Source organism: Armatimonadota bacterium, from assembly GCA_013359125.1.
GTDB lineage: Bacteria > Armatimonadota > Fimbriimonadia > Fimbriimonadales > GBS-DC > JABWCR01.
Genome location: JABWCR010000004.1, coordinates 34,770 through 59,663, shown reverse-complemented (window position 1 = coordinate 59,663; position 24,894 = coordinate 34,770). Strand labels below are relative to the sequence as shown.

Annotated in this window: 22 protein-coding genes; 11 read left to right on the top strand and 11 right to left on the bottom strand. The window is 57.1% G+C overall.

The window, feature by feature from the left end; genetic code table 11:
- Positions 1–1,902: a DUF3857 domain-containing protein gene (locus tag HUU60_03310; GenBank protein NUL81735.1), complete on the top strand. Its 1,902-nt coding sequence runs from the start codon at positions 1–3 to the stop codon at positions 1,900–1,902.
- Positions 1,899–3,854 (top strand): DUF3857 domain-containing protein, encoded by a 1,956-nt coding sequence (locus HUU60_03305; GenBank protein NUL81734.1) that lies wholly within the window; start codon positions 1,899–1,901, stop codon positions 3,852–3,854. Before HUU60_03310 ends, HUU60_03305 begins: the two co-directional genes overlap by 4 nt.
- On the opposite strand, the gene HUU60_03300 is transcribed toward HUU60_03305, so the two are convergent.
- Positions 3,851–5,722, bottom strand: a complete 1,872-nt coding sequence (locus tag HUU60_03300; GenBank protein ID NUL81733.1) for an ATP-binding cassette domain-containing protein — start codon at positions 5,720–5,722, stop codon at positions 3,851–3,853. The two genes, HUU60_03305 and HUU60_03300, sit on opposite strands and share 4 nt — an antisense overlap.
- Positions 5,723–5,783: 61 nt before the next feature.
- Here HUU60_03300 and HUU60_03295 point away from each other — a divergent pair, with 61 nt between their 5' ends.
- Entirely contained in the window at positions 5,784–7,115 is a 1,332-nt protein-coding gene (locus HUU60_03295) for a dicarboxylate/amino acid:cation symporter (protein ID NUL81732.1), read from the top strand.
- A 5-nt stretch (positions 7,116–7,120) separates the two neighbouring features.
- On the opposite strand, the gene trxA is transcribed toward HUU60_03295, so the two are convergent.
- Positions 7,121–7,447 carry a thioredoxin gene (gene trxA / locus HUU60_03290; protein ID NUL81731.1) on the bottom strand — a complete coding sequence of 109 codons (327 nt, stop codon included), beginning with the start codon at positions 7,445–7,447 and terminating at the stop codon, positions 7,121–7,123.
- 117 nt (positions 7,448–7,564) lie between these two features.
- On the opposite strand from trxA, the gene HUU60_03285 reads away from it, so the two are divergent.
- Complete coding sequence (locus tag HUU60_03285) at positions 7,565–8,389, top strand: PEP-CTERM sorting domain-containing protein (GenBank protein NUL81730.1); 825 nt, start codon at positions 7,565–7,567, stop codon at positions 8,387–8,389.
- 102 nt (positions 8,390–8,491) lie between these two features.
- Here the strand turns inward: HUU60_03285 and HUU60_03280 are convergent, their stop codons facing one another.
- The gene (locus HUU60_03280; protein ID NUL81729.1) at positions 8,492–9,052 is read right to left on the bottom strand and encodes a CPBP family intramembrane metalloprotease; all 561 of its coding nucleotides are present in this window, start codon (positions 9,050–9,052) and stop codon (positions 8,492–8,494) included.
- A 1-nt stretch (position 9,053) separates the two neighbouring features.
- On the opposite strand from HUU60_03280, the gene HUU60_03275 reads away from it, so the two are divergent.
- Together HUU60_03275 and HUU60_03270 are read left to right on the top strand one after the other, a co-directional pair.
- Entirely contained in the window at positions 9,054–10,253 is a 1,200-nt protein-coding gene (locus tag HUU60_03275) for a type II secretion system F family protein (protein ID NUL81728.1), read from the top strand.
- The gene (locus tag HUU60_03270) at positions 10,253–11,281 is read left to right on the top strand and encodes a DnaJ domain-containing protein (GenBank protein ID NUL81727.1); all 1,029 of its coding nucleotides are present in this window, start codon (positions 10,253–10,255) and stop codon (positions 11,279–11,281) included. The genes HUU60_03275 and HUU60_03270 overlap by 1 nt, the downstream gene beginning before the upstream one ends.
- On the opposite strand, the gene HUU60_03265 is transcribed toward HUU60_03270, so the two are convergent.
- From HUU60_03265 to HUU60_03255, 3 genes are read right to left on the bottom strand one after another with little or no spacing between them, the layout of a single operon-like run.
- Positions 11,278–12,111, bottom strand: a complete 834-nt coding sequence (locus HUU60_03265; GenBank protein NUL81726.1) for a fumarylacetoacetate hydrolase family protein — start codon at positions 12,109–12,111, stop codon at positions 11,278–11,280. The genes HUU60_03270 and HUU60_03265 overlap by 4 nt on opposite strands.
- 10 nt (positions 12,112–12,121) lie before the next feature.
- The gene (locus HUU60_03260) at positions 12,122–12,982 is read right to left on the bottom strand and encodes a CPBP family intramembrane metalloprotease (GenBank protein NUL81725.1); all 861 of its coding nucleotides are present in this window, start codon (positions 12,980–12,982) and stop codon (positions 12,122–12,124) included.
- Entirely contained in the window at positions 12,983–13,723 is a 741-nt protein-coding gene (locus HUU60_03255; protein ID NUL81724.1) for an ABC transporter ATP-binding protein, read from the bottom strand.
- Between the two features lie 55 nt (positions 13,724–13,778).
- Between HUU60_03255 and HUU60_03250 the strand changes: the two genes are divergently transcribed.
- Together HUU60_03250 and HUU60_03245 are read left to right on the top strand one after the other, a co-directional pair.
- A complete protein-coding gene (locus tag HUU60_03250; GenBank protein NUL81723.1) occupies positions 13,779–15,053 on the top strand; it encodes an ADP-ribosylglycohydrolase family protein in 1,275 nt (424 codons plus the stop codon).
- Positions 15,043–16,203, top strand: a complete 1,161-nt coding sequence (locus HUU60_03245; protein ID NUL81722.1) for a class I SAM-dependent rRNA methyltransferase — start codon at positions 15,043–15,045, stop codon at positions 16,201–16,203. The genes HUU60_03250 and HUU60_03245 overlap by 11 nt, the downstream gene beginning before the upstream one ends.
- Here the strand turns inward: HUU60_03245 and HUU60_03240 are convergent.
- Positions 16,200–17,288, bottom strand: coding sequence for a redoxin family protein (locus HUU60_03240; protein ID NUL81721.1), 1,089 nt, complete (start codon positions 17,286–17,288; stop codon positions 16,200–16,202). The genes HUU60_03245 and HUU60_03240 overlap by 4 nt on opposite strands.
- Before the next feature lie 137 nt (positions 17,289–17,425).
- On the opposite strand from HUU60_03240, the gene HUU60_03235 reads away from it, so the two are divergent.
- The 3 genes from HUU60_03235 to HUU60_03225 all read left to right on the top strand — a co-directional run bounded on the left by HUU60_03235 (position 17,426) and on the right by HUU60_03225 (position 20,339).
- Entirely contained in the window at positions 17,426–18,883 is a 1,458-nt protein-coding gene (locus HUU60_03235) for a potassium/proton antiporter (GenBank protein NUL81720.1), read from the top strand.
- A 4-nt stretch (positions 18,884–18,887) separates the two neighbouring features.
- A complete protein-coding gene (locus tag HUU60_03230; GenBank protein NUL81719.1) occupies positions 18,888–19,787 on the top strand; it encodes a hypothetical protein in 900 nt (299 codons plus the stop codon).
- Between the two features lie 75 nt (positions 19,788–19,862).
- The gene (locus tag HUU60_03225; GenBank protein NUL81718.1) at positions 19,863–20,339 is read left to right on the top strand and encodes a hypothetical protein; all 477 of its coding nucleotides are present in this window, start codon (positions 19,863–19,865) and stop codon (positions 20,337–20,339) included.
- Here HUU60_03225 and HUU60_03220 read toward each other — a convergent pair.
- The 4 genes from HUU60_03220 to HUU60_03205 all read right to left on the bottom strand — a co-directional run bounded on the left by HUU60_03220 (position 20,336) and on the right by HUU60_03205 (position 24,882).
- A complete protein-coding gene (locus HUU60_03220) occupies positions 20,336–20,674 on the bottom strand; it encodes a P-II family nitrogen regulator (GenBank protein NUL81717.1) in 339 nt (112 codons plus the stop codon). The genes HUU60_03225 and HUU60_03220 overlap by 4 nt on opposite strands.
- The gene (locus tag HUU60_03215; protein NUL81716.1) at positions 20,671–21,315 is read right to left on the bottom strand and encodes an O-methyltransferase; all 645 of its coding nucleotides are present in this window, start codon (positions 21,313–21,315) and stop codon (positions 20,671–20,673) included. Before HUU60_03215 ends, HUU60_03220 begins: the two co-directional genes overlap by 4 nt.
- Positions 21,316–21,387: 72 nt before the next feature.
- A complete protein-coding gene (locus HUU60_03210) occupies positions 21,388–22,275 on the bottom strand; it encodes a hypothetical protein (GenBank protein ID NUL81715.1) in 888 nt (295 codons plus the stop codon).
- 57 nt (positions 22,276–22,332) lie between these two features.
- Positions 22,333–24,882, bottom strand: coding sequence for a leucine--tRNA ligase (locus HUU60_03205; GenBank protein NUL81714.1), 2,550 nt, complete (start codon positions 24,880–24,882; stop codon positions 22,333–22,335).
- Positions 24,883–24,894: the final 12 nt, after the last annotated feature.

Here is a 24,894-nt window from a genome sequence, read left to right as displayed (position 1 = left end):
ATGCTGATACCCCAATTATTGCTTCTGATCGCCCTATTCCCAACCCAAGACGGGCTCAGCGACGAGCTTCGTCAAGCAATCCAGTCTGCCCCGTCGGCAGATCGCTTCCCAAACTCCTCGCTCCTGACGATCTTGAGGCGCGAAACCACATTTCTTGGACCCGACGCAACGACTATAACAAGAATCCGTACGGTCCGCAAGGTGCTGACCGATGCCGGACGGTCCGCCGCCGAAGTCAGCCTAAACTACAGCGGCCATTACGACCAAATGACCATCCTAACCGCCAGAACTATTCAGTCGGACGGCCGAGTACAGAACGTTCTTCCTGCCAGCATCTCGGACGAACCGGTCTACTCGGGCGCAGCCATGTACGAAGACACCCGAGCCAAATCGTTCGTCTTCCCGGATGTTCGAGTCGGATCGGTGTTAGAGCTGGAATACGAAACCGATAGCAGGCCCAGAATGCCGGGCTTCTTCCATCACTCCGAGTTCCTTCTTTCCTCGACTCCCACGGTTCAGTCGTCAACCGTCATCACAGCCGCGCCCCGTTGGAAGCTCAGGCATCGATCGCTCAACGGCGCGCCTCCGATCAAGATAGAGACCCTGTCCGACGGTCGCAATCGGTACACCATCGAGTACTCGCAACTGGAAGAGCTGAAGGGCGAGCCGAACATGCCGCCGCCCAAACAAATCTTCCCTTATGTCGAAATCGCATCGGAAACGAGTTGGGCAGAGGTTGACAAGTGGTTTCAATCGCTCGCCAAAGGGCGCGAAGCCTTGCCGGCGATTGCGAAAACCGTCGTACAAGGCATCGTGAGCCGACACTCCAGCCTCGAAGATCGCGTCAAGGCCGTATACCGCTGGGTTCAGCAGAACATACGCTATGTAGCCGTCGAATTGGGCGAATCCGGCTATCAGCCGCACTCGGCCGAACAGATCTGCACCAGCAAGTACGGCGATTGTAAGGACATGTCCACCCTCTTGGTCGGAATGCTCCGTGCGGCACAAGTCGAGGCCACTTGGGCGCTGATTCGATTTGACTCGCGCAACGAACCGCCCGACCTTTACTGGGAAGGCCCCTATAGCTTCGACCACTGTATCGCCAGAGCGCAAGTCGGCGACCGAGTCTATTGGCTCGATGCGACCGGCGGGTACTTTGGCGCCGAAGATGTTCCTAGCTCTTTGGCAGGCTGCAAAGCGCTCGTTATCGAGAAGGGACAGTTCGAAAAACTCCCTGACTTTGGCGCGCTGCCCCCAATGATGGAGGTCGACGCATCCGTGATCGTCAAGCCCGATGGTTCTGCAACGGTCAAACTCGCTCTCACAGGTCGCCAAGACATGGCTGCTCAGTTGCGAGCGACCTTTGCCGACCTGAGCCCAAAGGAGCTCGAAGAGATCAAAGAGAGCATGCCCAAGTCGTTCGCCAAGTCTGGAAAGATCACAAACCTGACCTGGACCGACACTGACGACTGGGATCGACCCATGACCATGACCGCCGACATGGAGCTTCAAGAGTTCGCTCTGACGCCGGGCAACGTCATGCTGGTTCCCCGAAGTTTGGGCGGCTTTGCAGGCGCGGGCGGCAGCGCCGCCTTCACCGACCCAAGCCGCAAATACCCGATCTTCTTTACCGAGGCGCCCAAGACCAAGACTTCTATCCGCATCGAGTTCCCTGAAGGTTTCGAACTTCTGGCATCGCCGGATCTCAAGTCAAAGGATTTTCCTGGCTCTCGCATCGAGAGCGATTTCAAACTGAGCGGCAACGTCTTAACCTCAACGAGCCTTGTAATCGGTAAGGACGAGACGCTGCCGGTCGACAAGTATGAAGATGTTCGCAAAGCGTATCTCAAACAAAGCAAACTCGCCCGAGAGGTCTTTGTCCTAAGGAAAAAAGTCGAATGAAATCGATCCTCTCCATATGCCTCGCGCTGTCCGTCGGCTATGCCCAAGTCGCCGATCCGTCCATCGTTAAGGACCTCAATCAAAAGCCGCTGGACGATCAGACTAAAGCGCTCTTGAAAAAGGCCCCTCAGTCCAAGGACTATCCCGAACTCTCCACATTTCTCCTTCTGGCCTATGCCCGAATCGAGATCAAGACCGATGGAACCGTCAGCATCATTCATCGAAACATCGAGAAACTCATGCGCGAATCGTCGGAGGAGGGCCTGGGCGAACTCAGCATGAGCTACACGCCTGGCAAAGAGAAAGTCCGCCTCATCAGCGCTCGGATGCTAACCCCCGATGGCAGAAGCTACAACGTAGCCCCCAACAGGGTCTTCGACCGAAGCCATGAGTCGGATTATCCAGCCTACCCGCAATCAAGAACCATCGACTGTTCGTTGCCAGAAGTCAGAGCCGGCTACTTTCGAGATTTCGAGTACGAACTGACCACGCTCAAGCCCATCATGCCCGGCTACTACCACACGCGCCTCACTATGAAGAACATGCTCCCATGCCTCCAAGACGTTATGGAAGTCGTGGTTCCCAAGGACTACCCGTTGCTCATCAAGCCCTACAACGGCGCGACGGTTCCAAGCCCGACGACCTTGCCTGGCAACCGACTGCTCTATCGATGGGACGTCAGCTACATGGAACACATCGAGGCCGAGCCGTTCATGCCCAGCGAAGAACAACTCTACCCTTACGTCGTGGTAACCCGCAAGATGGAGTGGCAAGAACTCTTCGACTGGTTCGGCAAGAAGCTCAATCGCGACTATCCGTTGCCCGAAAGAGCCAAGCAGGCTATCGCCGCGGCCAAAGCCGCGCACAATACACCGGAACAGATCGCTCTCGCTCTACGAGACTGGATCGCAGAAAGCCTGCACGCTGCCAGCGCGCTGCCAACCCAGATCGACTTTGAACCGATGCCCGCGGACAAACTCCTTCAATTGGGCTATGCGAGCGAACTCGATGCGGCTGTACTGTTGCGAGCCATGCTAAAAGAGGCCGGAATCGAGGCCAATCTGTTTATCATGGAGCCGTTCGGCGAGCCAGAAAGACCCCTGACAGAACGCCCGCCCTCGCCAGACTGGTTCGCATCGGTGTGGACCGAGGCTGTCATCAGCGGCAAAAGCTACGCGATCAATCCGTTTCTGCGCTTCGCCGGCCTAGAAGAACTCCCGATCGACGTTTATGGCGCGACCGTCGTTCGGATCGGCGCGAAGAACGAATGGGCAAAGGTTGCGACCGAACGACCGAGCCAATACGTCGCAGAGAACCACCTCTCCATCAAATTGGAGAAGGACGGCACGGCCCATCTCCGACAACGCACCGTCGACTTTGGCTCAACGTCCGCCATGAAACGAGCGGCCTATTCGATGGCCACGCCCAGGTCGATGGAAGAAGGGCTTCGAGCCCAAGCCAATCGCATCGCCGCAGGCGCGACCGTCGCCGAGCACTCGTTCTCAGACCCCAAGGCTTTAGGCAAACCGTTCGAAGAACTGTTCGCCATCGATGCGCCAGAGTGGGCGCTGAAAGTGGCCGATGTCATGCTCATCTATCCCGGCATGGACCAATCCATTTCTAGGGCATCGACCAACCCTTTTACCAAAGAAACTCGAAAGTTTCCGATCGTATTCAGAAAGAGCAACCCCTCCCTCACAGTCATTACCATCGAACTGCCGGAAGGATTCGAAGTCCTCGACATGCCGAAAAGCCACCAGGTCAACAACGACTTCATCGATTATCGCTACGAAGTGACGACCGAAGGCCGCACGGTTACGATCGCGCGCTCTTCCGCCTACAAACGGTACCAAGCGCCGGCCGCCCAATACGCTGAGATCAAAGCCTTCTACGATAAGCTCGACACGATCACGAGACAGCTCATCATCCTGCGAGAAAAGGAAGGCGGTTAATTGGCCCCTATGTCTTCGGCATGCTTCACAGCCGTTTCCCAGTCGCCAATCGCCGCCTGAAGCTCATCGGTGATCTTTCCGTGCCTTAGCGTCAGTTCATAGAGGCTGTCCCCCGGTTGAGGATTGGCCAATGCCCGCTCGCACGCCCTCAAGCGATCTTCGATCTCCGCCACGCGCTTCTCGGCCTTCTCGACTGCAGTCAACGCTCGCGATCGCTCCTTTGCCAACTGCTTAAAGTTCAATCCATCTGTAGCCCTCGCGACTTGCGGCCTCTCCACCGGCCTGGCTCGGGCCTTGTATTCAGAATAGGGTGCGGGATAGAGTTCGGCGTTTCCATCCTCGATCGCCAGGGTCGCCTGTGTAACCTGATCCAACAGATAACGATCGTGCGAGATAAGGATCACGGTGCCTGGGTAGACAATTAGCATCTCCTTCAGCGCCTCCCGCGATTCGGCGTCCAAGTGGTTCGTCGGTTCGTCCAGGATCAGGAGATTTGGGCTTGCATAGGTCAATTGCGCCAGCGCCAGTTTGTTCTTCTCTCCGCCGGACAGCGCTGAGACAGGTTTGAACGCATCCTCGCCAGAAAACAGAAAGCGCCCTAAGTGATTTCTGGCCTCCTCCGCCCGCATGGGCGCCGCATCCAACATGTTTTCCAGCACGGTCGCCTCGAAATCCAAGCCGGAAGCCTCTTGCGCATAGTAGCCGATCGATACGCCGCCGCCTATCTTGACGCGCCCCGAGGTCGGCTCGATCTCACCAAGCAGAATCTTGATCAGCGTCGTCTTTCCCGCTCCGTTCGGGCCGATCACGCCCAGCTTCTCTCCCCGCTCCAGTCGAAAGCTCAGCCCGCTAAACAGCGCGCGGTTTCCAAACGCCATTCCAAGGTCGTCAGTCCGAACGACCTCTGTCGCCGATCGCGCAATGCTTTTCACCGCGCCAGCCATGCTCTTCTGCGCTCCGGGCGGCTTCTCGATCGCCGTCTTCTTGATCCGCTCCGCCCACCGCTTTCGCATCACAGCCTGCGATCGTTTGGAGGGCGTGTTCTTCCACTGTTCAAAAAAGAGCTCCAGACGCGCAATCTCCGCTTGCTCTCGTTCATATCGCTCCAAATCCTGCTGCTTTCTCAACTCCTTTTGCTGGACAAAGTTGGAGTAGTTGCCCGCAAAGAGCGTCAGCCGGCCACGCTCCAAATCCGCAATGTGCGTACAGACACGATCCAAGAAGTACCGGTCGTGCGACACAACGATCAGCCCGCCGCCAAACCCCTTCAGATAGCCCTCCAACCACTCGGTCGCCTTCAAGTCTAAGTGGTTCGTCGGTTCGTCCAGAATCATCAGGTCCGGCCCGTTGAGCAAGAGTTTTGCCAAGCCTAGCCTTGTCTTTTCGCCGCCCGACAACATCGAAACGCGCTTGCCCTGATCTTCGAGGCTAAAACCCAGCATTCGCAAGGCCGTCGGGATGTCTCGCAGCGCATCGTATCCGCCCATCGCGTCAAACCGCTCCCTCAAAGCGCCATACTCTTCAACCGCCTCGTCCGAGCTCGCCATCCGCTCGGCGGCCTTTGCCATCCTCTGCTCCAAATCCAGAATGTGCTGAAAAGCGTTCTCCGCTTCTTCTCGAACCGTTCTATCCTTGCCCATGTTGGGCTCTTGCCGCAGATAGCCCAGTTCGGTGCGACCGTGAATCTCGACGCGCCCTCGATCCGGCTCCGTCAAGCCGCAAACAATCCGCAACAGAGTCGTCTTGCCGCACCCATTGCGACCGACCAGGCCGATTTTCTGCCGCCGACCGACCGTAAACGACACATCGCTGAATAGAACATCGACGCCAAAAGCGATCTCCAGGCCGCGCACAGTGAGCAGACTCATAGACGCCCTATTATGGCCTCTTGCAGGAACGCAAGTACGATCGCCGAATAGCCCGCTGTCTATGAGCTTCAGGAAACTTCCTCTGCACGGCAAGATCTTGCTCAGCCTCTTGCTGGGAGCCGTGGTAGGAACCCTCGCGCAAAGCTTCTACCCAGACCAGGCAGCCCTTAAGACGTTCTCCGAAGGCTACGTGCGCCCAGTTGGCGACGCCTTTATGAGAATGATCTTCATGATCGTGGTTCCCCTTTTATTTTCTGCGCTTACGCTCGGCGTCTGCGAGATCGGCGATGCCCGAAAGGTTGGTCGCGTCGGCGTCTACTCCCTGCTCCTGACCCTCTTGCTCAGTGGCACAGCCGTCGTCATCGGAGTAACCGCGGTCAACTGGGTTCGACCAGGCGATGGCATCTCGACCGAAAAACGAGAAGAACTGTTGGAAGCCAGCGGCTTCAAAGCAGACGCCACTAAGCATGTCGAAACGGCCAAATCCGAAAGCAAGACCTTTATGCAGGTTATCGTCGAGTTCATACCGCGCAACCCGTTGGCCGAAGCGAATCGAGCATTGGAAGGCGGCCTCTTGCCGCTCATGTTTTTCGCAGTTGTCTTCGGCTTGGCCATGAACGCCGCCGCCGGAGACAAAGTCGCGCCCATCAAGAGTTTTATGGCGGGCCTCTTCGAAATCTCGCTGAAAGTGATCGAGTTCGCCATGAAACTGGCGCCCATCGGTGTCTTTGCGCTCATTTTCCATACCACTGCGATTGTTGGGCTTAGCCTTTTTCTGCCGCTTGGCAAGTATGTCGCCGTCGTGCTGGCAACGCTTGCGCTTCACCAGTTCGGCGTCTACAGCCTCGCTCTTAAGTTCATCGCTCGTCGAAACCCGCTGGAGTTCTTTCGCCAAATTCGCACCGTCATGCTCACCGCATTTGCCACCAGCAGCAGCAACGCGACCCTTCCGACCGCGCTCCGATCGGCCGAGGTCGATGTCGGCCTGCCGCGCAACATCAGCTCCTTCGTGCTCACCGTCGGCGCAACGGCCAATCAAAACGGCACGGCGCTGTTCGAAGGGGTTACCGTGCTGTTTTTGGCGCAGCTCTTTGGCGGAGACCTCTCTCTAGAAATGCAGTTTCAGGTGATGGGGCTTGCGATTCTGGCCGGAGTCGGCACTGCCGGCGTTCCGGGCGGCGCTTGGCCCATGATCGCGCTCATCGTCGGGATGACCGGAGCCCCGCCCGAGTCGATCGCCATCGTCTTAGGAATCGACCGCATTCTCGACATGTCCCGAACAGTCCTGAATGTTACAGGAGACATCACGATCGCGGCTTGCGTTACCAGGCTGGACGGAGGAAAGGGGTTTGCTGAAAGCGCCGCCGTGCCAGAACCGACAGGCGGCGCTTAACCTGATTACTCGACGTGCTTGCTTATCTTCGAAGCGATCTGATCGGCCGAATGAAAGCCGACGATCTGCTCTACCACTTGGCCGCCCTTAAAGACCAACAGAGTTGGAATGCTCATCACTCCGTACTGGCCGGCCAGAGCGCCCTCTGTATCGACATCGACCTTATAAACGTTCAGCTTCCCCGAGTACTTCTCGGCGACTTTGTCCACTTCGGGCGCGATCTGTTTGCACGGGCCGCACCACTCCGCCCAAAAGTCCACTAATGTCGGAGTCGCTGAATTGATAACCTTGTCTTGCCATTCGGCATTCGTCATGGGAGCTGCTAACGACATCGTTCACCTCCACCCCATATTATGCTCGGACGCATCTTTAGGTTCCAAGCGCCCCGATTATACCTTCGCCAAGAGGTATATTTACGGGGTCGATTCAATTTGAAAGGAGGCTGTGCCATGCTTCGCAGAATCTTGCTCGTCTGCCTCACGCTGTGTCTATCCTTAACTGCCTTCGCCACCGATCGGTTCCTTATGTACGGCATTACCCACGACGGAAAATTGCTCGAGATCAATCGATCGGACGGAAGTTCGACCTTGCTCAGGCAACTCCCCGCGCAGTACCAGAACTTTGACAGTCTCGAGTTTGTCGGCAGCCACTTCTATGCGTCCTACGCTGGCGGAAAGATTTTGCGTTTCGACTTTGATCCCGGCAGCGAGGTCGAACTCAATCCCGGTCAGTTTCCTTACATAGAAGCCCTGGCCGCGGATAGCCGCGACCGTACGATCGCCTCGATCTCGACCGACGCCGACATTGCCGCCGAGTCGTTTGGAGAGATGAACCTGACCAACGGCAACGTCGCGACAGTCGTTCCGTATGGCAATTCTGCCGTTGCGTGGGATGTCGATGCTTTGGCTTTCGATACCTTCGACAACCTGTGGGGAATCAACCTAAATGGTCCCCGCGCGCTCTTCCGGATAGACACCGGCACGGGAGCGATCTCGAACGTGGTCAACCTGCAGCGCGTCTACCCCGCGCTCACGATTCTGCCGCGTTTTGACGTTTTCTACGCCAGCCACGCGCACGACACGACGGGGACGAACTTCGATTCTGAACTTTATATCATCGATCCGTTGCTGGGTACCGAGACCCTGGTCGGCAGCATGGGGCAGCGAGGCGTCTCCGGCCTAACGTTCGGCCCGGTGCCAGAGCCGTCCAGCATCGCTATTCTGGCCTTGGGACTGGTCGGCGGAGCCTTTGCCAAACGCCGACGCCGTTCATAACATAAAGTTCGGATTTGGAACGCCACCCTTCCGGGTGGCTTCCCTTGTCCTTGGCCTCGGCAAACCAATGCGCTCCAGGGTTGATTCGTACTCAAAATTGTGCTACATTTTTGCAGAATCCCGTTCGCGCGGATCTTGACGACGAAGGAAAGTCCCAATCGACAGCGCTGCACCAAAATCAAAGACGCCGTGCGCGATAGCGTTCGCCCAAAAGTCGTCAGCCAGTTCGTAAGAAAGCGCCAAAATCGTTGCTGGGACAGCCGCCGTCAAAGAGGCTATTGGAAACCCGGGCCGCAAATGGAGCGCCCAGAATGCGAACAAAGCCGCGACAAGACCAAAACGGTCTTGAATCGCCAACCGAAACAATGGCTCCTCGACCAAGGCTGCAAACAGCCCTGCGACCGTAGCCGTCTTCAATGGGGCATTCGCAAACAACCTGCGCATCTCGTTCAGAAATGTCCGGGATCCTGCAATCGGCCCCAGTGCAAGACCCCCAAAAATTAAAGCGGACAATGCGCTAGCAGCCGCCGCCAGAGAAACTTCTCTAGGCAAATCGTACAGCAGCACGCTCGCCATCAGAACCGCCGCAAGAAGAGGCCGTTGCTTGACCCAAAAGATCATCGGTGCGCCCTTTGATGCATAATTATCGCCACGGACGCTCATTATGGCGGTCTTTCGATACATTGCGCGAGATCAAGAGGGCAACACGGTGCAAGGCTCCGTGTTTGCCGCATCGCGCCTCGACGCCAACGACCAAGTGCGAGGCATGGGCTTCTGGCCGCTCGAAATGTACGCCGATGCCGAGCCGGTAACAGCCGCTACAGCCGCCCGAGACCGCGTCGTCCGACCGCTCTTCGGCGGCGTCGGCCTTCACCATCTCGCCATCTTCTTCCGACAATTCGCCACCATGATCGCGGCAGGCGTCCCCTTGGTTCAAGTGCTGTACACATTGAGCAATCAGGCGGGCAACGTCAAACTGCGTCGAGCGCTGCTCAATATCCGAGATTCAGTCATGGGCGGCGAGAATCTGGCCGAGGCTTTCGACCGACATCCGCACATCTTTAGCAAGGTGCAGCGCGCAATCATCCGAGTAGGCGTCGAAGGCGGATTGCTAGAAAGCGCCTCGCGGCAGATCGCAGAGTACCTGGAGCGCGAATTAGCCTTGCGCCGACTGATACGCCGCCTCACGTTCTACCCAAAATTGGTCATGTTCATGGCGCTCATCATTCCTGCTCTTCCCGGCCCGATCATTTATATGATCACTGGCCAGGGAATGCCGCCTGGCGAGTTCGCGATCCAAATGGCTATGACCTTTCTCAAAATCTTTGGAGTTCTCTTCGCTGTTTGGGCTGCCTGGCGGATTGCAACCCAAAGCATGACCATTCGCCGCGCCATCGACGCGATTTTGATTTCGCTTCCCTGGATCGGAAAGACTCTTCGCCAAATCTGCCTCGCTCGATTTGGACGGGCGTTGGGCGCCCTCTATGCCGCAGGCGTGCCCATCACCCATGCCATACGTATTTCTGCGGAAGCCTCCGGCAACGAGTACCTGGCAGCCAGCATCTCGCCCGTTGCCACAAAACTGGAATCAGGAGCAGGGATTGCCGAGAGCATCGCGGCCACGGGCGTGTTCCCGCCCATGGTGATCGATATGGTCGCTACGGGCGAACAGACCGGCTCATTGGATTCAATGGTCAACAAGGTCGCCGAGTTCTATGAGGCCGAAAGCGAGGTCGGCAGTCATCAGGCCGCCACCATCCTTGGCATCGTGGCGCTCTTGGCCGCCGCGATTTATGTCGGCTACATCGTTATCTCCTTCTATAGCGGCTACTTCGCGCAAATATTCCAAGGCGCTGGGGAATAATGACCGACCATTACAAGACGCTCGGCCTCAGCCGTCAGGCGACCCAAGATGAAATCCGCGCTAAGTACCGCGAGCTAGCGCGCCAGTTTCACCCGGACGTCAATCCGTCCAGCGCCGCCAAAGAACAGTTCCTTAGAGTCCAAGAAGCCTATCAGGTTCTCAGCAATCCAGAGCGAAGAAAGCAGTTCGATGCGCTGCTACAGATGAACCAACGGCCGCCAAAGCCGAAGCCGCGACCAACGCAAAGCCAACCGAACAAGGGCGAGGAGTACAAACGCCTGCTCCACGAGGCCGAACTCGCCTTCGTCGCCGGGCGCTTCTTCGAGGCGCTCGCCAAAGCCAAAGCCGCCGCGAAGATACAGCCTCGCTCGGCGCTCGCTCATACCATCGTTGGCGATGTCTATCGGATACAAGGCAAGTCTGAACTCGCGCTTTCCTCCTACACAATCGCTCTGCAACTCGACCCGAACAACGACTCGCTGCAAAAGAAGTTCACCCGATTGGCCAAGACTCGGGCAGCCGAACCCGCAACGCCGATCGCTCCTGCAGCGGACGGCGTCAAAATGGCTGCCCAGATCATCGGCTTCTCCGGCTGCCTCTTCACCGTCTTTATGGCGCTGTTGGCGCCCGGCCAAGCCATTGGCAGCGCGGGCATCGGCGCGTGGAGCTCCAACCTGCTTCTTTACATGGCGATCTGCGGCCTGTTGCTAGGCGTGCTCATGTCGGCGTCCGGCTGGGTGCAAGCCGTGCAGGACGCCCTGCCCATTAAGGGTCCGGGTCTAATCTTGGCGCTCATCGCCCTGTTGTGCTTTCCTTTGTCCGCCGCAATCTACGCCCTGATCTCAACCATTCACGGAGGCGGCAGCCCATCGCTCAACAAGGCCTACGGAGCCGCCGGTCTCTTTGCGATCCTCTTCGCGGTCGCTTATTTTCAGGCTTTCGGCGCTACGTTGCTCTTTGGCGGCAATGTGGTGTTCGCGGGACTGCTAACCGGCTGGTTCGTTTCCGATTGGGGCAAGAGCGCCTAATCCACAATGGCGTTCTCTAAAACGCCAAGCCCGTCCAGTTCGATCCGCACACGGTCGCCCGGCTTCAACAACCCCTGCGGCTCTCGATAGAATCCAACCCCGGCCGGAGTCCCGGTAATGATCAGATCGCCCGGCAGTAGCGTCGCCCCTTGAGACAGGTGCGAAACCAACTGGTTGACACCAAACACCATCTCCGACGTGCTCGACGACTGTCGAAGCTCGTCGTTGACCCACAATCGAATCGCTAACTTCATCGGATCGGGCACATTTCGCGCTGGAACGAGATAGGGTCCGCAGGGCGCGAAGCCATCAAACGACTTGGCCCTTACAAACTGCTTCTCCAACTTTTGCAAATCCCTTGCCGTCAGGTCGTTAACGATCGCATAGCCGGCAATGTGCCCGGCCGCGTCGTCCACGGTTACGTTTTGTGCAGTCTTCCCAATCACGATTCCTAATTCTGCTTCGTAGTCTAATGCGCTGGTCGCCTTTGGATACCGAACTTCGGTCCGATGACCGGTCAAAGACGAAGGGTACTTTGCGAAAACCGTCGGAAACTCAGGTTCCGGCAAGCCCTGCTCCTTGCAATGGTCTCGGTAGTTCAACCCGATCGCAATCACCTTCGATGGGTTGAGAACTGCAGGCAAGAACCGAATCTCGCTCGCATCGATCTCCGGCAGGCCGCGCGGATTGGTCAACATCAGCAAGCTGAGCGCTTGGAGCCACTCTTCGGGCCGCGAAGTGGTTGCTATGTCGCCCGCTCGGTAGTGCGCGCCCTCAAACTCGACCCCGATCGCAGCGCCTTCATCGTCCTCAAAAAGGAAAAATCGCATGGACGATAGTCTACTGCATCAATGCAAAGAGCGCGACCGAGTTGTTTGCTGCATGGGCAACGATTGCAGGCCACAGCGAACCCGTGCGCAATGTAACGCTGGCGAACAGCGCTCCCATGATAAACCGAGGCACGAACCCGACCGCCGACCCGTGCGCCGCGGCAAAGATCAGCGACGAGATCAGAATGCCAAAGCCTCGCCCCATCCGCGCAGAAAAACTGCGCAACAGCAGGCCTCGAAAGAACAACTCCTCGCAAAACGGCGCAAGCCCTGCAACCACCGCGACTATCGCGAGCACAAAGATCGGACTGTCCATCGCTCGGGCCGCAAACTCTTGAACCGCCTGAGCCGATGGATCGCTCGCTATATCGCGCGTAAACGGATTGCCCAGCGGCCCCTTGTCGATCGCTTCAAAAATGCGGATAGAGATTGCGGAAGCCGCCAACGCCCCAACTCCGTATAGGGCCCCCAAAGCCAACCGCGACGAGTTCAGCCGGTCTAGACCGAACGCGGACCAAGTCATCTGGTACTTGCCTGCGCACAGCACGATAGCGGCGCCGGCCAAGACGCCGAACTGTGCCAAAGTCATGATCGCCAAGAAAGCCAATTCTCGAGCGCCTAACGGCTCCGACGCATCTTGTAGCACAGGCCTGAGCAAGATCGCTGCCGCGATTCCAATTCCAGCCAGTATGACCAAGGCAAACTGCACCGCGGCCGCCAAATCCACCAAACTCCACCGCCTGGCCAGCAATCCAGCCTGCCCGCGCTGAATTCTCAGATGATGCACGAACCAAACGAAGATCAAAATGCAGTTCAGCCCGCCCAGCGCGACTAACCACTTAGCGCTGTCTCCGCTCCACACGATCGGCATCTACTCGGCCAGCTCCAGCGCCATTGCCGACTCGGTCAGCTCAAGAAAGAGTTCTTCCAAAGAGGCATTGTTCGAGTTTGTCAGCAGCTCGCGAGGCTCTCCTTCGGCGATCAACTCGCCATCGCGCACAATACCGACGCGATCGCAGAGTTGCTCTGCAATCTCCAGGATGTGCGTCGAAATGAACACCGCTGCGCCAGCATCCGCCAATTTCAACAATGTGTCCTTAAGCAGACGCGCCCCCTTAGGGTCCAGTCCCACCGTCGGCTCGTCCAAAAACAGCGCCTTCGGCGAATGCAACAGCGCCGCCGCTAATGCCGTCTTTTGCCTCATCCCTCGCGAGTAGCTTTGTATGATCGAATCGGCCTTCTCCGTAAGCTCAAACTCCTCTAACAGCGCCGCAATCCGCTCTTCTCGACCCTCGCCGTCAACGCCCCATAAGTCGCCCGTCAGCCGCAAGTACTCTCTACCGGTCAATTTTTCATAAAGAAACGGATTGTCCGGCACAAACCCGATCAGACGCTTCGCCTGTACGGGCTGACTCTCCAAATCGAAGCCGCCAACTCGCGCCGAACCTTCTGTCGGCCTCAACAATCCCGTCAACATCTTAATCGTGGTGGTCTTGCCCGCGCCATTGGGACCCAAAAACCCGTAAATCTCCCCCGCATCGACCGTCAGACTCAGCGAACGAACCGCCTGAACGCTGCCGTATCGTTTGCTCAACCGGTCTGAAACTATCATGGGCGGAATTGTAGCATAGGCAGGTAAGAACCTTCCGGCCCCGAACATAAAGCCAATGCGAGACGTGGACGCCCTGCTGGAACTGCTCTGCGCCGAACTGAGACAGAAAACGGAAGAAGGAGCGGACACGTTTTGGATCGCTGAGCGCGTGGAACGCGCCGTCCAATTCGACGAGGCGATGGGGCTCTACCGCGAACTCTCTACCATGCGCCAAAAACGCGATTGGCCCTTTATTGAACCCTCGGCATGGGGCGACATTGTCCAACGCAAGCCCCGCAACGAGAAGCCAGATCCCAATCGCCTGCCCGATCAGATGCTCGGCGCCTGGCTGGGCCGTTGTGCCGGATGCATGGCCGGCAAACCGGTCGAAGGCTGGTCCAGACGACAGATCGCGGAGTACATAGCAGGCGCCGGTCTTGACCGCGTAGAGGACTACCTGCCGGCCGAATCGAGAAAACGCCCCAAGAGAATCCCAAACCCTTACCTTTACTGTACTAAAGGCTCGTTTCATCGTGCAGAAAGAGACGACGACACGGACTATAGCGTGCTCGGCCTTCTTCTTCTTGAAAAGCACGGGGCAAAGTTGACGACCGAGAACGTTGCTGAAGGCTGGCTGACTTACCTGCCCTACTATCAAACCTACACTGCGGAGCGCGTTGCCTACAAGAACATCGTCAACGACGAAGAAGACCCGGCGACCTTTATGAACCCCTATCGAGAATGGATCGGTGCGCGTATTCGGGTTGACGCTTACGCCTACGCCCATCCGGGCAACCCCGCTCGGGCGGCCGAACTTGCTTACAAAGACGCAACCCTCAGCCACGTTAAAAACGGCGTCTACAGCGCGATGTTCTTTGCCGCCGCCATCGCAAAGGCGTTCGTTACCGACGACATCTTTCAGATTCTAAAGGCAGGCATTGCCGTTACGCCAAAGGATTCTCGCCACGCGGCCATGGTCGCCGCCGTGCTGGAGTGGCACAAGCAGGGACTGTCTGCCCAAGACGCTCGAGACGCGATTGACCGATCCTTTTTTGGCCAATACCATTGGGTGCACGCTGTCAACAACGATGCCATCGCGCTCATTGCGCTGCTTTGGGGCTGGCCGGACTTCTCGCGCTGTGTCGGCCTTGCCGTCGAAATGGGACTCGACACCGATTGCAACGCGGCAACGGTCGGCAGCATTCTCGGCGCATCGCTGGGAGCCTCGAATCTGCCGAAACGCTGGACTAAACCCCTAAAAGACCGCCTTGCGACCGGTCTGTTCGGTATGGCCGAACTCCGAATCTCCGGCCTTGCCGACCGAACATTGAGGCTTGTCCATGCACGCTGAAGTCCGCCTCAAACGAGGGCGAGACAAGAAACTGCGCGGCTTCTACCCGTGGGTGCAAAGAGGCGAGATCCTCTTCGTCAACGACGACCCAAAGCCGGGCGACATTGTGAGGGTTACCGATTCAAACGGCCAGTTCGTCGCCATCGCCAGCTTCAACGGCAAGAGCCGCTTCCCGCTTCGCATATTCTCGCTGATCGAACGTCCAATCGACCTTGGCTTCTTCGCAGAACGCATTGAATTGGCCAAGGAGAATCGCGCACGTTGGATTTCCGAAACGAATGCGATGCGCGTCGTGTTCTCCGAAGCAGACGGGCTGCCAGGCCTCATAATCGATCAATATGCAGACGTCTTGGTCGTCCAATCTCGCACCGCTGCAATAGATCGCCTCAAGCCTCTTTGGCTCGAAGCGCTTGCGAGCGTATTCAATCCGCGCGGCATATACGAACGGAGCGACATGGCTGGGCGCGAAGAAGAAGGCCTTCAACCATTCTTCGGCCCAATTTGGGGCGAGCCGGGCGAAACCGTTGACTTTCAAGAATCGGGGTTCGAGTTCAATGCCCCCTTCGCCCAGGGTCTCAAGACAGGCTTCTATCTCGACCAGCGCGAGACCCGCCGAAAGTTTGAAACCGAAGTAAAGCCCGGCGAATCGGTCGCCGACCTCTTTTGCTACACCGGCGCCATGAGCCTCTATGCCGCTCGCGCTGGCGCAACGGTCGTTGGCGTCGATATCCTTCCCGAAGCCATCGAACTTGCCAACCAACACGCCGACCGCAACAATCTCAAGGCGGAGTTCATCGTTGGAAACGCATTCGAGTGGTTAGAGGCGAGCAGCGAAAAATACGACTGGATTATCCTCGATCCGCCTGCCATCGCCAAGTCCCGCACGGGCAAAAGCTCGCTCAAGTGGGCCATCTGGAAGCTGATCTACAACGCGCTGCCTCGGCTGAAACCGAACGGCAAGATCGTTGCCTGCAGCTGCTCCTATCAACTGAGCGCCGAAGGCGTGATCGAATCGGCGCGGTTGGCCGCGTCAGACCGGGGCCGCCGACTGTTTCTGCGGGACATAACGATACAGGCTCCCGATCATCCGCACCTCGTGCAGTTTCCCGAGAGCCTATATCTTAAGTGCCTTTGGTTCGAAGCCGATTAGTTCGTCCGCTTCGACTTGAACATCTTCAGCCGCTCCGTCATCTCTTGTATCAACTCCGGATCGGCCTTTTCCTTTGTGCCCTGCTCGATCGCCTTCGTCTGCCACTCGATCGCCTTCTCGATGTCGCCCTTTCGAAACCAGCACATGGCCAGAGTGTCCAGAATATGGCTCGTGCCCTCTTTGCTCAGCTTCACGGCATCCTCAGCGATCTTCAGCGCAACATCTGCCGCCTTCGGGTGCTTCTTGGTCAGGGCCTCTTCCTCTACCATCATCCATGCATAGTTGTTCAGCGCTTCGGCATTGTCCTTGTGCTTGGCGGCCAACTTGGTCGCTTGATCCGCCGCGCCTTCCATAGTTCCCTCGATCATGATGCCGAGTTTGATCATCTCAAACTGCTCGGCCATCGCGGGATGCTTCTTCTCGGCTTCGCCCAACTTGTTCAGCGCTTCCTGATGCTTTCCGGCTTGAACCAGATCGCCCAATTCCGCCATCATCTCCATCAGGGCGCCCTGTGCGGCTTCTTCTTCCTCCATCTGTTTGGCGTAGGCCTTCGAGTCGAACGTGCCGGCAATGATCTGCTCTAACGGCTTGTCCATCGACATCGGATGGCCGATCCATGCGATCTTGCCCGTTTTGTCGATGATGAACGCGGTCGGAATGCCGTTCTGCCCCGCTGCCTCCATCCACGCCTTTGCGATCGTGCCTTCCGGCCCGTCGACTCCGACCGTGTAACCCATCTTATCGCCCATTTGAGCCACAAAATCGGTAACGGTCGCATAGTAGCTCGTGTCTTTCGGATCGCGAGTTTCCCAAATGCTGACCCCGATCACCTCGACCTTGCCTTTATGCTTCTTCGCAAGCTCGGTGATGTGCGGGATCGACGTTCTGCACGGCCCGCACCAAGTCGCCCAAAACTCCACGACATAAGTCTTGCCTTTGTCAAACTGTTTGATCGGTGTGCCTTTCACCCATTTCGCCACCGTCAGCTTGGGAGCCGCGCTCCCCACCTTTAGCGTGTTCTGACCGAACGCTCCGCACAGACCCAATCCTATCGCCAATGCTCCAACCATCGCCGCTTTGTTCATGCTCGTTCTCCTTGCCCCTCCCGAGGCGCACAATCAATTATACTGGCTGAAGCCATAGAAAGTTGCTGCAAGAAGGAGCGCGTGCCCGCCTAGCGAATCTTTTCTATGGGAACGGCCTGAAGAACCGCCAGCGAGCCATGCCTTCGTTACCATTCACTCTAGAACAGGGATTGGCCGTAGCCGGTCTCCTGATTCTTGGCGGCGTGCTAGCAAGCAAGGCAAGCGCAAAATTGGGCGTACCCGCGCTCTTACTATTCTTGGGCATGGGCATGTTGGCCGGTGGCGACGGCCCAGGCGGCATCCACTTCGACAACGCTCCGCTTGCTGGTGCAGTGGGCACGATAGCCCTGTGCATTATTCTGTTCTCAGGCGGCCTTGAGACAGACTGGAAGTCGGTTAGGCCAATCCTAGCTCATGGTTTATCGCTTGCCACTTTAGGCGTTGTCATCACCGCCGCGCTGGTTGGTTTCTCTGCCGTCTACCTGCTCAACATCTCGCCCGTCGAAGGACTTCTCATCGGATCTATCGTCGCATCGACTGACGCCGCGGCGGTTTTTGGAGTCTTAAGGGCAAGAAGCATTCGTATCAAAGGACGACTGGCTCCTCTCCTAGAGCTTGAGTCCGGCTTAAACGATCCAATGGCAGTCTTCCTGACAATTGCCTTGACCGAGATGATGCTTCAGCCAGAAACGAACATCCTCGCACTAGTGCCTCTCTTCGTTCAGCAAATGAGTATCGGAGCCATTCTTGGACCGTTGGTCGGTCTGGCCGCCGTTTGGTTGATCAACCGCCTAAGGCTCGAGTACGTCGGTCTATACTACGTGGCGACTACCGCTCTCGTCATCACATCGTTCGGACTAACGGCCTCGATCGGCGGAAGCGGTTTTCTGGCCGTCTACCTGACCGGCCTCACGATGGGAAGACGCAATTTCCTTTACAAAATCGGTCTAGTCCAGTTTCACGAAGGCCTCGCCTGGTTCATGCAGATCACGATGTTCTTGATCTTTGGACTTCAGGTCTTCCCAAGACAATTAGGAGAAGTTGCGGCCGCTGGCGTGATTTTGTCAGGCGTGCTGATCCTTGTCGCTAGACCTATTGCGGTATTCGTTTCCCTGTTTGGCGAAAGGTCCCTGCGAAAGCGCGATAAGCTCTTCGTCTCCTGGACAGGACTCCGGGGCGCCACACCCATCATTCTCGCTACCATTCCGATGTCCTATGGATTGCCGGAAGCGCAGACCCTCTTTCACCTCGTCTTCTTCGTAGTCTTGACTTCCGTTGCGATTCAAGGGACCCTGCTCGGCCCAATCGCCAAAGCCTTGGACGTCATAGACAATTCGCCACCCAATATCCCCCTCAAAAAAGTTGAAAAGAACCTTCTTGAAATCACCCTGGCGCCCAACTCTCCTGCTGTTGGTAAACAGGTGGTCGAACTGAATCTTCCCCGTTCGGCGCTCATCGTCCTGCTTGTTCGCGGCGATGATTCCTACATTCCCCGCGGATCCACTATCCTTCAGGCGGGAGACGCTATCCTCTTGGCGACTCGAAAGGAAGACCAGCAAGAACTTCGCTCGCTGTTCGAAAGAAAGGTATATTGACCTCATGAACGCTGGCCGCCTGCCCGATCTCCCATTGAGCGAATGGGAAGACAGCCGACTCTACTGGCAACTCGTCTCCCAGATGATGGGCAAAATCCGACTTAAACTGCATCCAAAGATGAACCACTGGTGGCATGCAACCCTCTATATTTCGCCAAGGGGAATCACGACGGGGCCAATTCCCTATGGCGAGGGCAGCTTCGAGATCGAACAAGACCTCGTCGACCGTCAAATCGTCGTGCGCAGCCCAGATCGAACGCTTTTCCTTCCCTTAACATCTCGCCCCATCGCAGACTGCTACGCAGATCTCTTTCGGTCGCTCGCAGAAATGGGTATTCAAGTCTCCATAATCGCTAAGCCCTACGACTGTAAGAGCAAAACGCCCTTTCCGGTCGACCATGATCACGCGACCTTCGATGCCGATGCCGTAACCCGTGCATGGATGACGCTGACGCAAATAGAGCCTGTCTTCAAGCAATTCCGAGGCCGATTTATCGGCAAATCCAGCCCGGTCCAGTTCTTTTGGCACAGCTTCGATCTGGCTGTTGCGCGCTTTTCCGGCCAAAGAGCCCCCGCAATGCCCAATGCCGACAAAGTAACACAGGAAGCCTATTCGCACGAGGTCAACAGCGCAGGATTCTGGTTCGGCGACGACAATTACCCAGCGCCGGCCTTCTACTGCTACCATGCCCCATTGCCCGAATCCTTCGCCAATTCCCAACTTGCGCCGAAAGAAGCCCAATGGATCGAACTCCGCGGCTCTCCAATGGCGCTGTTGCCCTACGAAGCCGTGCGAAAGTCCCAAGACCCCGATCAGATGATTCTCGATTTTCTGCAGTCCTCTTACGAAGCCGGGGCCAACGCCGCAAACTGGCCTCGCGAGGAACTGGAAAGAATTGGGTGAAACCAAACAGCGCTTCGTTCGTTTACCCTTCTAACAGGAGACGACAAGATGAACGAGCGAATAAGGCTGCCCATAATGGTGATCATGCTCGGCGCTTTGCTGGCATTGGTCAGCGGAGGTTTCGCAAAGAATCTTGCCTACCAAAGCCAGAAGGCGATCGATACGCTCGCGACCACGGTTGCGCAACGCGCCAGCCAACTCTTTAGCGCCAACTCTACCAGCCTGAACGCAGATATTTCGGTACCAAAGCCTGTCGAGCCCGGTAAAACCGTTTTGACTTCAACCAAGCCAGAGCGAAAGGCGCCGAAAAAGAGTATTGCCCCGATTCCGTCAAAAGCAACAGCGCCCGCGATACAAGGAGAGGAGGACGCGCTTTTCGCAATGGAAGATGGGTTAGAAACGGATTCGCCTTTACCCACCGAGATCAAAATGGTTAGCCTTTCGGAAGAATCGTCCTGCGAGTTCTCTATCCAAACGCACCGCGCAGAAAACCGCTATAGATTCTTTGTTCGTTTGCCCAGCGTGCCCGTCATGGTGTTGACACAGCCCTAAAGCGCCGCTTCGCCGCGCTCGCCGGTGCGAATGCGGATAGCCTCCTCCACATCGCTGACAAAGATCTTGCCGTCGCCGATCTCGCCGGTCTGAGCCGCGTCTACGATCGCCTTCAGCGTCTCATCGACCTGGTCGTCGCGCGCAACAATCTCTAAGACGATCTTGGGCAACAGATTCACCGCATACGCGCTGCCGCGATACTTCTCCGTGTGCCCCTGCTGGCGGCCAAATCCCCGCGCCTCGATCACCGACAGACCGTGGACGCCGATCTCCTCGAGCGCAACCTTCACCGCTTCAAACCGAATCGGCCGGATAACCGCTTGAATCCGTTTCACTTGGGCTGATACCGCGCCACCAACAATCCGTCTCGCAAGGGCACAATGCTCGCGGCAAACTCGGGATCGTCGAACACGATCTGGGCCGTCTTTCGTATAGCAACCGTCGCGTCCGACTGATCCTCCGAATCGAAAACCCGCCCGCTCCACAAGATGTTGTCGACGATCAAAACGCCGCCCGGATTGAGACGCTCCTTGATGAGCGGAATCGAACCCGGATAGCCCTCCTTGTCGATATCGTTGAAGATCAAGTCGAACGTGCCAGTCTGATCCTTCAGATAGGCGACCGCTTCGCCAAAGTGATACTCGACCATATCGCCATAGCCCAATCGATCCAGATACGATTGTGCATCCTTGCTCAAGTCCTCGTGCCAGACGACGTGATGCACCTTGCCCCCGCCGTTCTCCCTCACCGCCCGAGCGAACCATGCCGTGCTATACCCATAGCCCGAACCTAACTCGAAAACGCTCCGCGCGCCGATCATCTTAGCGATCATGTAGCAGAACTGACCGCTCGCAGCGCCAACAATGGGAAAACCGTCCTTCTCAGCCCGCTCCTCCATCTCGATCAATATGGGGTGTCGCGCCGGCAAAAGACCCGTTATGTACGGCATCATGCCTGGATTGTAAAGTTCGGACATGGGCGTCAAGTTCAGCACAAAAACTGGGGTTCCTGCCGATGGAGGGCGGCTCGATCCGCCCTCCATCCAACCCTACTCGCCGCAGGAAAGCCCAAACGCTTCGAGCACGATTGCAAGATCGGTGTCGTCCACCACGCCGTCGCCGTTGATGTCCGCCGTCAAGCAAGCGTTGTCGCTCCCAAAACTCTCCAACACCAAGGCCAGGTCCGTGTCGTCCACCACGCCGTCGCCGTTCACGTCGCCTAGAATGGTAGGGTTGTAAGAGCCTGGCGTAACCTTATACCCAGACCAAAGAGCTTCCGCAGGAAACCGGCGAACATCGTCAAGCCGCCATGGTCCCGGGCCCGTGCCCAATGTATCTGACAGAACCCACTCTCCGCACACGCGCAAGGCGATATCGGGCGTCCAGTTAAAACCGGTTGGAAACTCGAATCCGCCCAACTGTGCGGCATACATCCTCTCGCCAGCTTCGTTCTCGTTCCATGCCACGGCATCGATAACCTCGTCCCAAGGCAACAAGTCCAGCACGCCATCGTTGTTGGTGTCCAGATCCATCCCTACCGAACCTGTAAAATTGCGCGCGATCAGGTAGGTGTTCGTACCGTTCTCAATGTCCGGGACAAAGTCCGCGACATGGAGCGACGTGCCCGATTCCGGAGATGGGCACAAGACCGTCTCCGCATCCCTCCACAAGAACATACCGTTTGATCCTGTCGAGAATGCGCTCAAATTCAGCGCCTGATCGACGACTCCGGCAACCGTGCCGTCTCCTTCGATAATCACCACCCAATACCCAGTCATCTGAAAATTGGGAACGTCGCTCACCAACTCGATGTATTCAAAACCATTGTCGTTGCCAGGCGGATTGATAAAAATCTCGCTGAACTTCAACTGTGCTCCGGCGGTCAGGCACAACGCCGCCGCACCAATGGATATCACTGCTGAACGAATACCGAACATTCTCAGCCTCCTTTAGCCAATTGGTCCAAAGGTACCCGATGAGCCGTTAAGTTTAAGTTAAACGACGATATTCACCAGTCGACCAGGCACTACGATCACCTTCTTGGCGTTCTGCGCCGCATCGCCGACCTTGGGACTGTTCAGCGCTAACTGGCGCATCTCCTCTTCGTCAATGCCCGCAGGCACGCTGATCCGATCTCGCAGTTTGCCGTTGACCTGGATGATCAGGGTTATCTCGTCTGCCTCGGCCAGAGATTCATCCGCTTCAGGATACGGCTGAGTATGCACCGACCCCTCAAATCCATACCGGCTCCAAAGTTCGTCCGTGATGTGAGGCGCAAGGGGCGCCAAAACCAAAATCAGCGACTCCATGGCCTCGCTCGCGACTGCAACAGGACCCGCCGAACCGATGTGGTCGCTCAGCTCGTTCGTCCATTCCATAATCGCCGCTACAGCCGTATTGAAGCGAAAACCCTCCAGATCCGAGCGAACCTTCTTGATCGTCGCATGCGTCTTGTGCCGCAACGCCTTGCCTTCCTCGCCAACGCGAGAGCGCCAATCCCGGTCGAAGTTGGGCAAAAACTCCATCGCCAATCGCCATAGCCGATGCAAGTAACGATTGACCCCGCGCACGCCGTTCTCGTCCCATTGCACGCTCTGGTCGAAAGGCGCTACGAACATCTCCCAAAGTCGTAGCGTATCGGCCCCGTACTTCTCGACAACCTCGTCCGGCGTAACGACGTTTTCCTTCGATTTGGACATCTTCTCCCATACCCAAATCAGGTCGTCCTTATCGTAGCTGCCCAACTCGTCTTGACGAACCAGTATCCCAGGCTCGCCGAGTTTCACGGTCTCTTCGCCATGTGGCGGGCGGTAAGGCGTCAATGCCTGAAGCATGCCCTGATTGCGCAACCGCACAAACGGCTCATCGAACCCGATCAAACCCTCGTCGTACAAAAACTTGGTCCAAAATCGCGCGTAGAGCAGATGCATCACCGCATGCTCGGCACCGCCTACATAGTAATCGACCGGCAGCCAATAATCGACCGTATCGCGGCTGAACGCTGCGTGATCGTTGTGCGGATCGGCAAAGCGCAAAAAGTACCAACTGGAGCAGGCAAAACCGCCCATTGTGTCCGTCTCGCGCTGAGCCATGCCCCCGCACTCAGGGCAAGAGACGTTTACAAACTCCGGAATCAGCGCCAACGGCGACCGACCGTCGTTCGTCGGCTGATACTCCTCAATGTCGGGCAAAAGCACCGGCAGTTGATCTTCTGGCACAGGCACAACGCCGCACTGGTCGCAATGGACGATTGGGATCGGGGCGCCCCAATAGCGCTGTCGGCTGATCAGCCAATCGCGCAGACGGTAGTTCACCCTCCGCTGTCCAATCCCGCGCGACTCCAATTGCTCGGCCATTCGAACCATCCCCTCTCGATTTGAGAGGCCGCTGAACTCGCCCGAATTGACCATCAAACCATCGGCCGTGTATTCGTCCCTCCACTCTTCGGCCGTCCACCCTGTGCACTCGATGACCTGACGAATCTCCAAACTGTGCCGCTTGGCAAACTCAAAGTCTCTCTCGTCATGGCCGGGCACCGCCATAATCGCGCCCGAACCATAGCCCATTAGCACGTAATCCGCTACATAGATCGGAATCCGCTCGCCATTAAACGGGTTGATCGCATACGATCCGGTGAAGACGCCCGTCCGCTCGCGATTGGCCGCCATACGAACGTTTTCTTCTAACCGCGAAGCAGTCTCCACATAGGCTTCTACAGAGTCCCGTTGTTCGTCGGTCGTCAAGACCGACACCAAAGGATGTTCCGGCGACAAGACGGCAAATGTAACCCCGAACGCCGTGTCGATTCGAGTCGTAAACACCGTCAGCGCGCGATCGGATCCCTCAATTTCCAGCCGAAACTCAACACCCTCGCTGCGGCCGATCCAGTTCCGCTGCTGCGTCTTGATCCCCTCGGGCCAATCGATGCCGTCCAAGCCGCTTAAGAGCCTTTCGGCATAGGCGGTAATCTTAAAAAACCACTGCGTCAGCGGCTTCTTTTCAACCTTGGTATCGCAGCGCCAGCACAGCCCGCCCTCAACCTCTTCGTTGGCCAGCACGATCCGACAGTTAGGACACCAGTTGACCGGCGCGTTGGCGCGGTACGCTAAACCCCGACGGTACAACTGCAAAAATATCCACTGCGTCCAGCGATAATACTCCGGCGCCGAACTGTTGATCTCGCGGCTCCAGTCGTACGACATCCCGATCAAGTCCAGCTGACGCTTGTACTCCGCCACGTAGGTCGGCACGGTCTTCTTCGGATGCGAGCCCTTCTTGATCGCCTCCATCTCCGCAGGCTGGCCAAAGGCGTCCCAGCCCATCGGATGCAACACGTTGTAACCGCACATTCTCAAAAATCGTGCCAAAGCGTCGGTCGTCGCATAGTTCCGACAATGCCCCACGCTCAATCCGTGACCGGAAGGATAAGGAAAGAACTCGAGCACATATCGCTTTGGACGCCCGGGCTCGATCTCTGCCCGATAGGCGTCTTGCCACAGTTTCTGGCGCGCCGGCTCAATGATTCCTGGCTCGTAGGGTTCCATTTTGAGAACGGA

Coding starts and splice junctions, on each gene's coding strand:
- HUU60_03310 (NUL81735.1), top strand. CDS start 1: ATGCTGATACCCCAATTATTGCTTCTGATCGCCCTATTCCCAACCCAA.
- HUU60_03305 (NUL81734.1), top strand. CDS start 1,899: ATGAAATCGATCCTCTCCATATGCCTCGCGCTGTCCGTCGGCTATGCC.
- HUU60_03300 (NUL81733.1), bottom strand. CDS start 5,722: ATGAGTCTGCTCACTGTGCGCGGCCTGGAGATCGCTTTTGGCGTCGAT.
- HUU60_03295 (NUL81732.1), top strand. CDS start 5,784: ATGAGCTTCAGGAAACTTCCTCTGCACGGCAAGATCTTGCTCAGCCTC.
- trxA (NUL81731.1), bottom strand. CDS start 7,447: ATGTCGTTAGCAGCTCCCATGACGAATGCCGAATGGCAAGACAAGGTT.
- HUU60_03285 (NUL81730.1), top strand. CDS start 7,565: ATGCTTCGCAGAATCTTGCTCGTCTGCCTCACGCTGTGTCTATCCTTA.
- HUU60_03280 (NUL81729.1), bottom strand. CDS start 9,052: ATGAGCGTCCGTGGCGATAATTATGCATCAAAGGGCGCACCGATGATC.
- HUU60_03275 (NUL81728.1), top strand. CDS start 9,054: ATGGCGGTCTTTCGATACATTGCGCGAGATCAAGAGGGCAACACGGTG.
- HUU60_03270 (NUL81727.1), top strand. CDS start 10,253: ATGACCGACCATTACAAGACGCTCGGCCTCAGCCGTCAGGCGACCCAA.
- HUU60_03265 (NUL81726.1), bottom strand. CDS start 12,111: ATGCGATTTTTCCTTTTTGAGGACGATGAAGGCGCTGCGATCGGGGTC.
- HUU60_03260 (NUL81725.1), bottom strand. CDS start 12,982: ATGCCGATCGTGTGGAGCGGAGACAGCGCTAAGTGGTTAGTCGCGCTG.
- HUU60_03255 (NUL81724.1), bottom strand. CDS start 13,723: ATGATAGTTTCAGACCGGTTGAGCAAACGATACGGCAGCGTTCAGGCG.
- HUU60_03250 (NUL81723.1), top strand. CDS start 13,779: ATGCGAGACGTGGACGCCCTGCTGGAACTGCTCTGCGCCGAACTGAGA.
- HUU60_03245 (NUL81722.1), top strand. CDS start 15,043: ATGCACGCTGAAGTCCGCCTCAAACGAGGGCGAGACAAGAAACTGCGC.
- HUU60_03240 (NUL81721.1), bottom strand. CDS start 17,288: ATGAACAAAGCGGCGATGGTTGGAGCATTGGCGATAGGATTGGGTCTG.
- HUU60_03235 (NUL81720.1), top strand. CDS start 17,426: ATGCCTTCGTTACCATTCACTCTAGAACAGGGATTGGCCGTAGCCGGT.
- HUU60_03230 (NUL81719.1), top strand. CDS start 18,888: ATGAACGCTGGCCGCCTGCCCGATCTCCCATTGAGCGAATGGGAAGAC.
- HUU60_03225 (NUL81718.1), top strand. CDS start 19,863: ATGGTGATCATGCTCGGCGCTTTGCTGGCATTGGTCAGCGGAGGTTTC.
- HUU60_03215 (NUL81716.1), bottom strand. CDS start 21,315: ATGTCCGAACTTTACAATCCAGGCATGATGCCGTACATAACGGGTCTT.
- HUU60_03210 (NUL81715.1), bottom strand. CDS start 22,275: ATGTTCGGTATTCGTTCAGCAGTGATATCCATTGGTGCGGCGGCGTTG.
- HUU60_03205 (NUL81714.1), bottom strand. CDS start 24,882: ATGGAACCCTACGAGCCAGGAATCATTGAGCCGGCGCGCCAGAAACTG.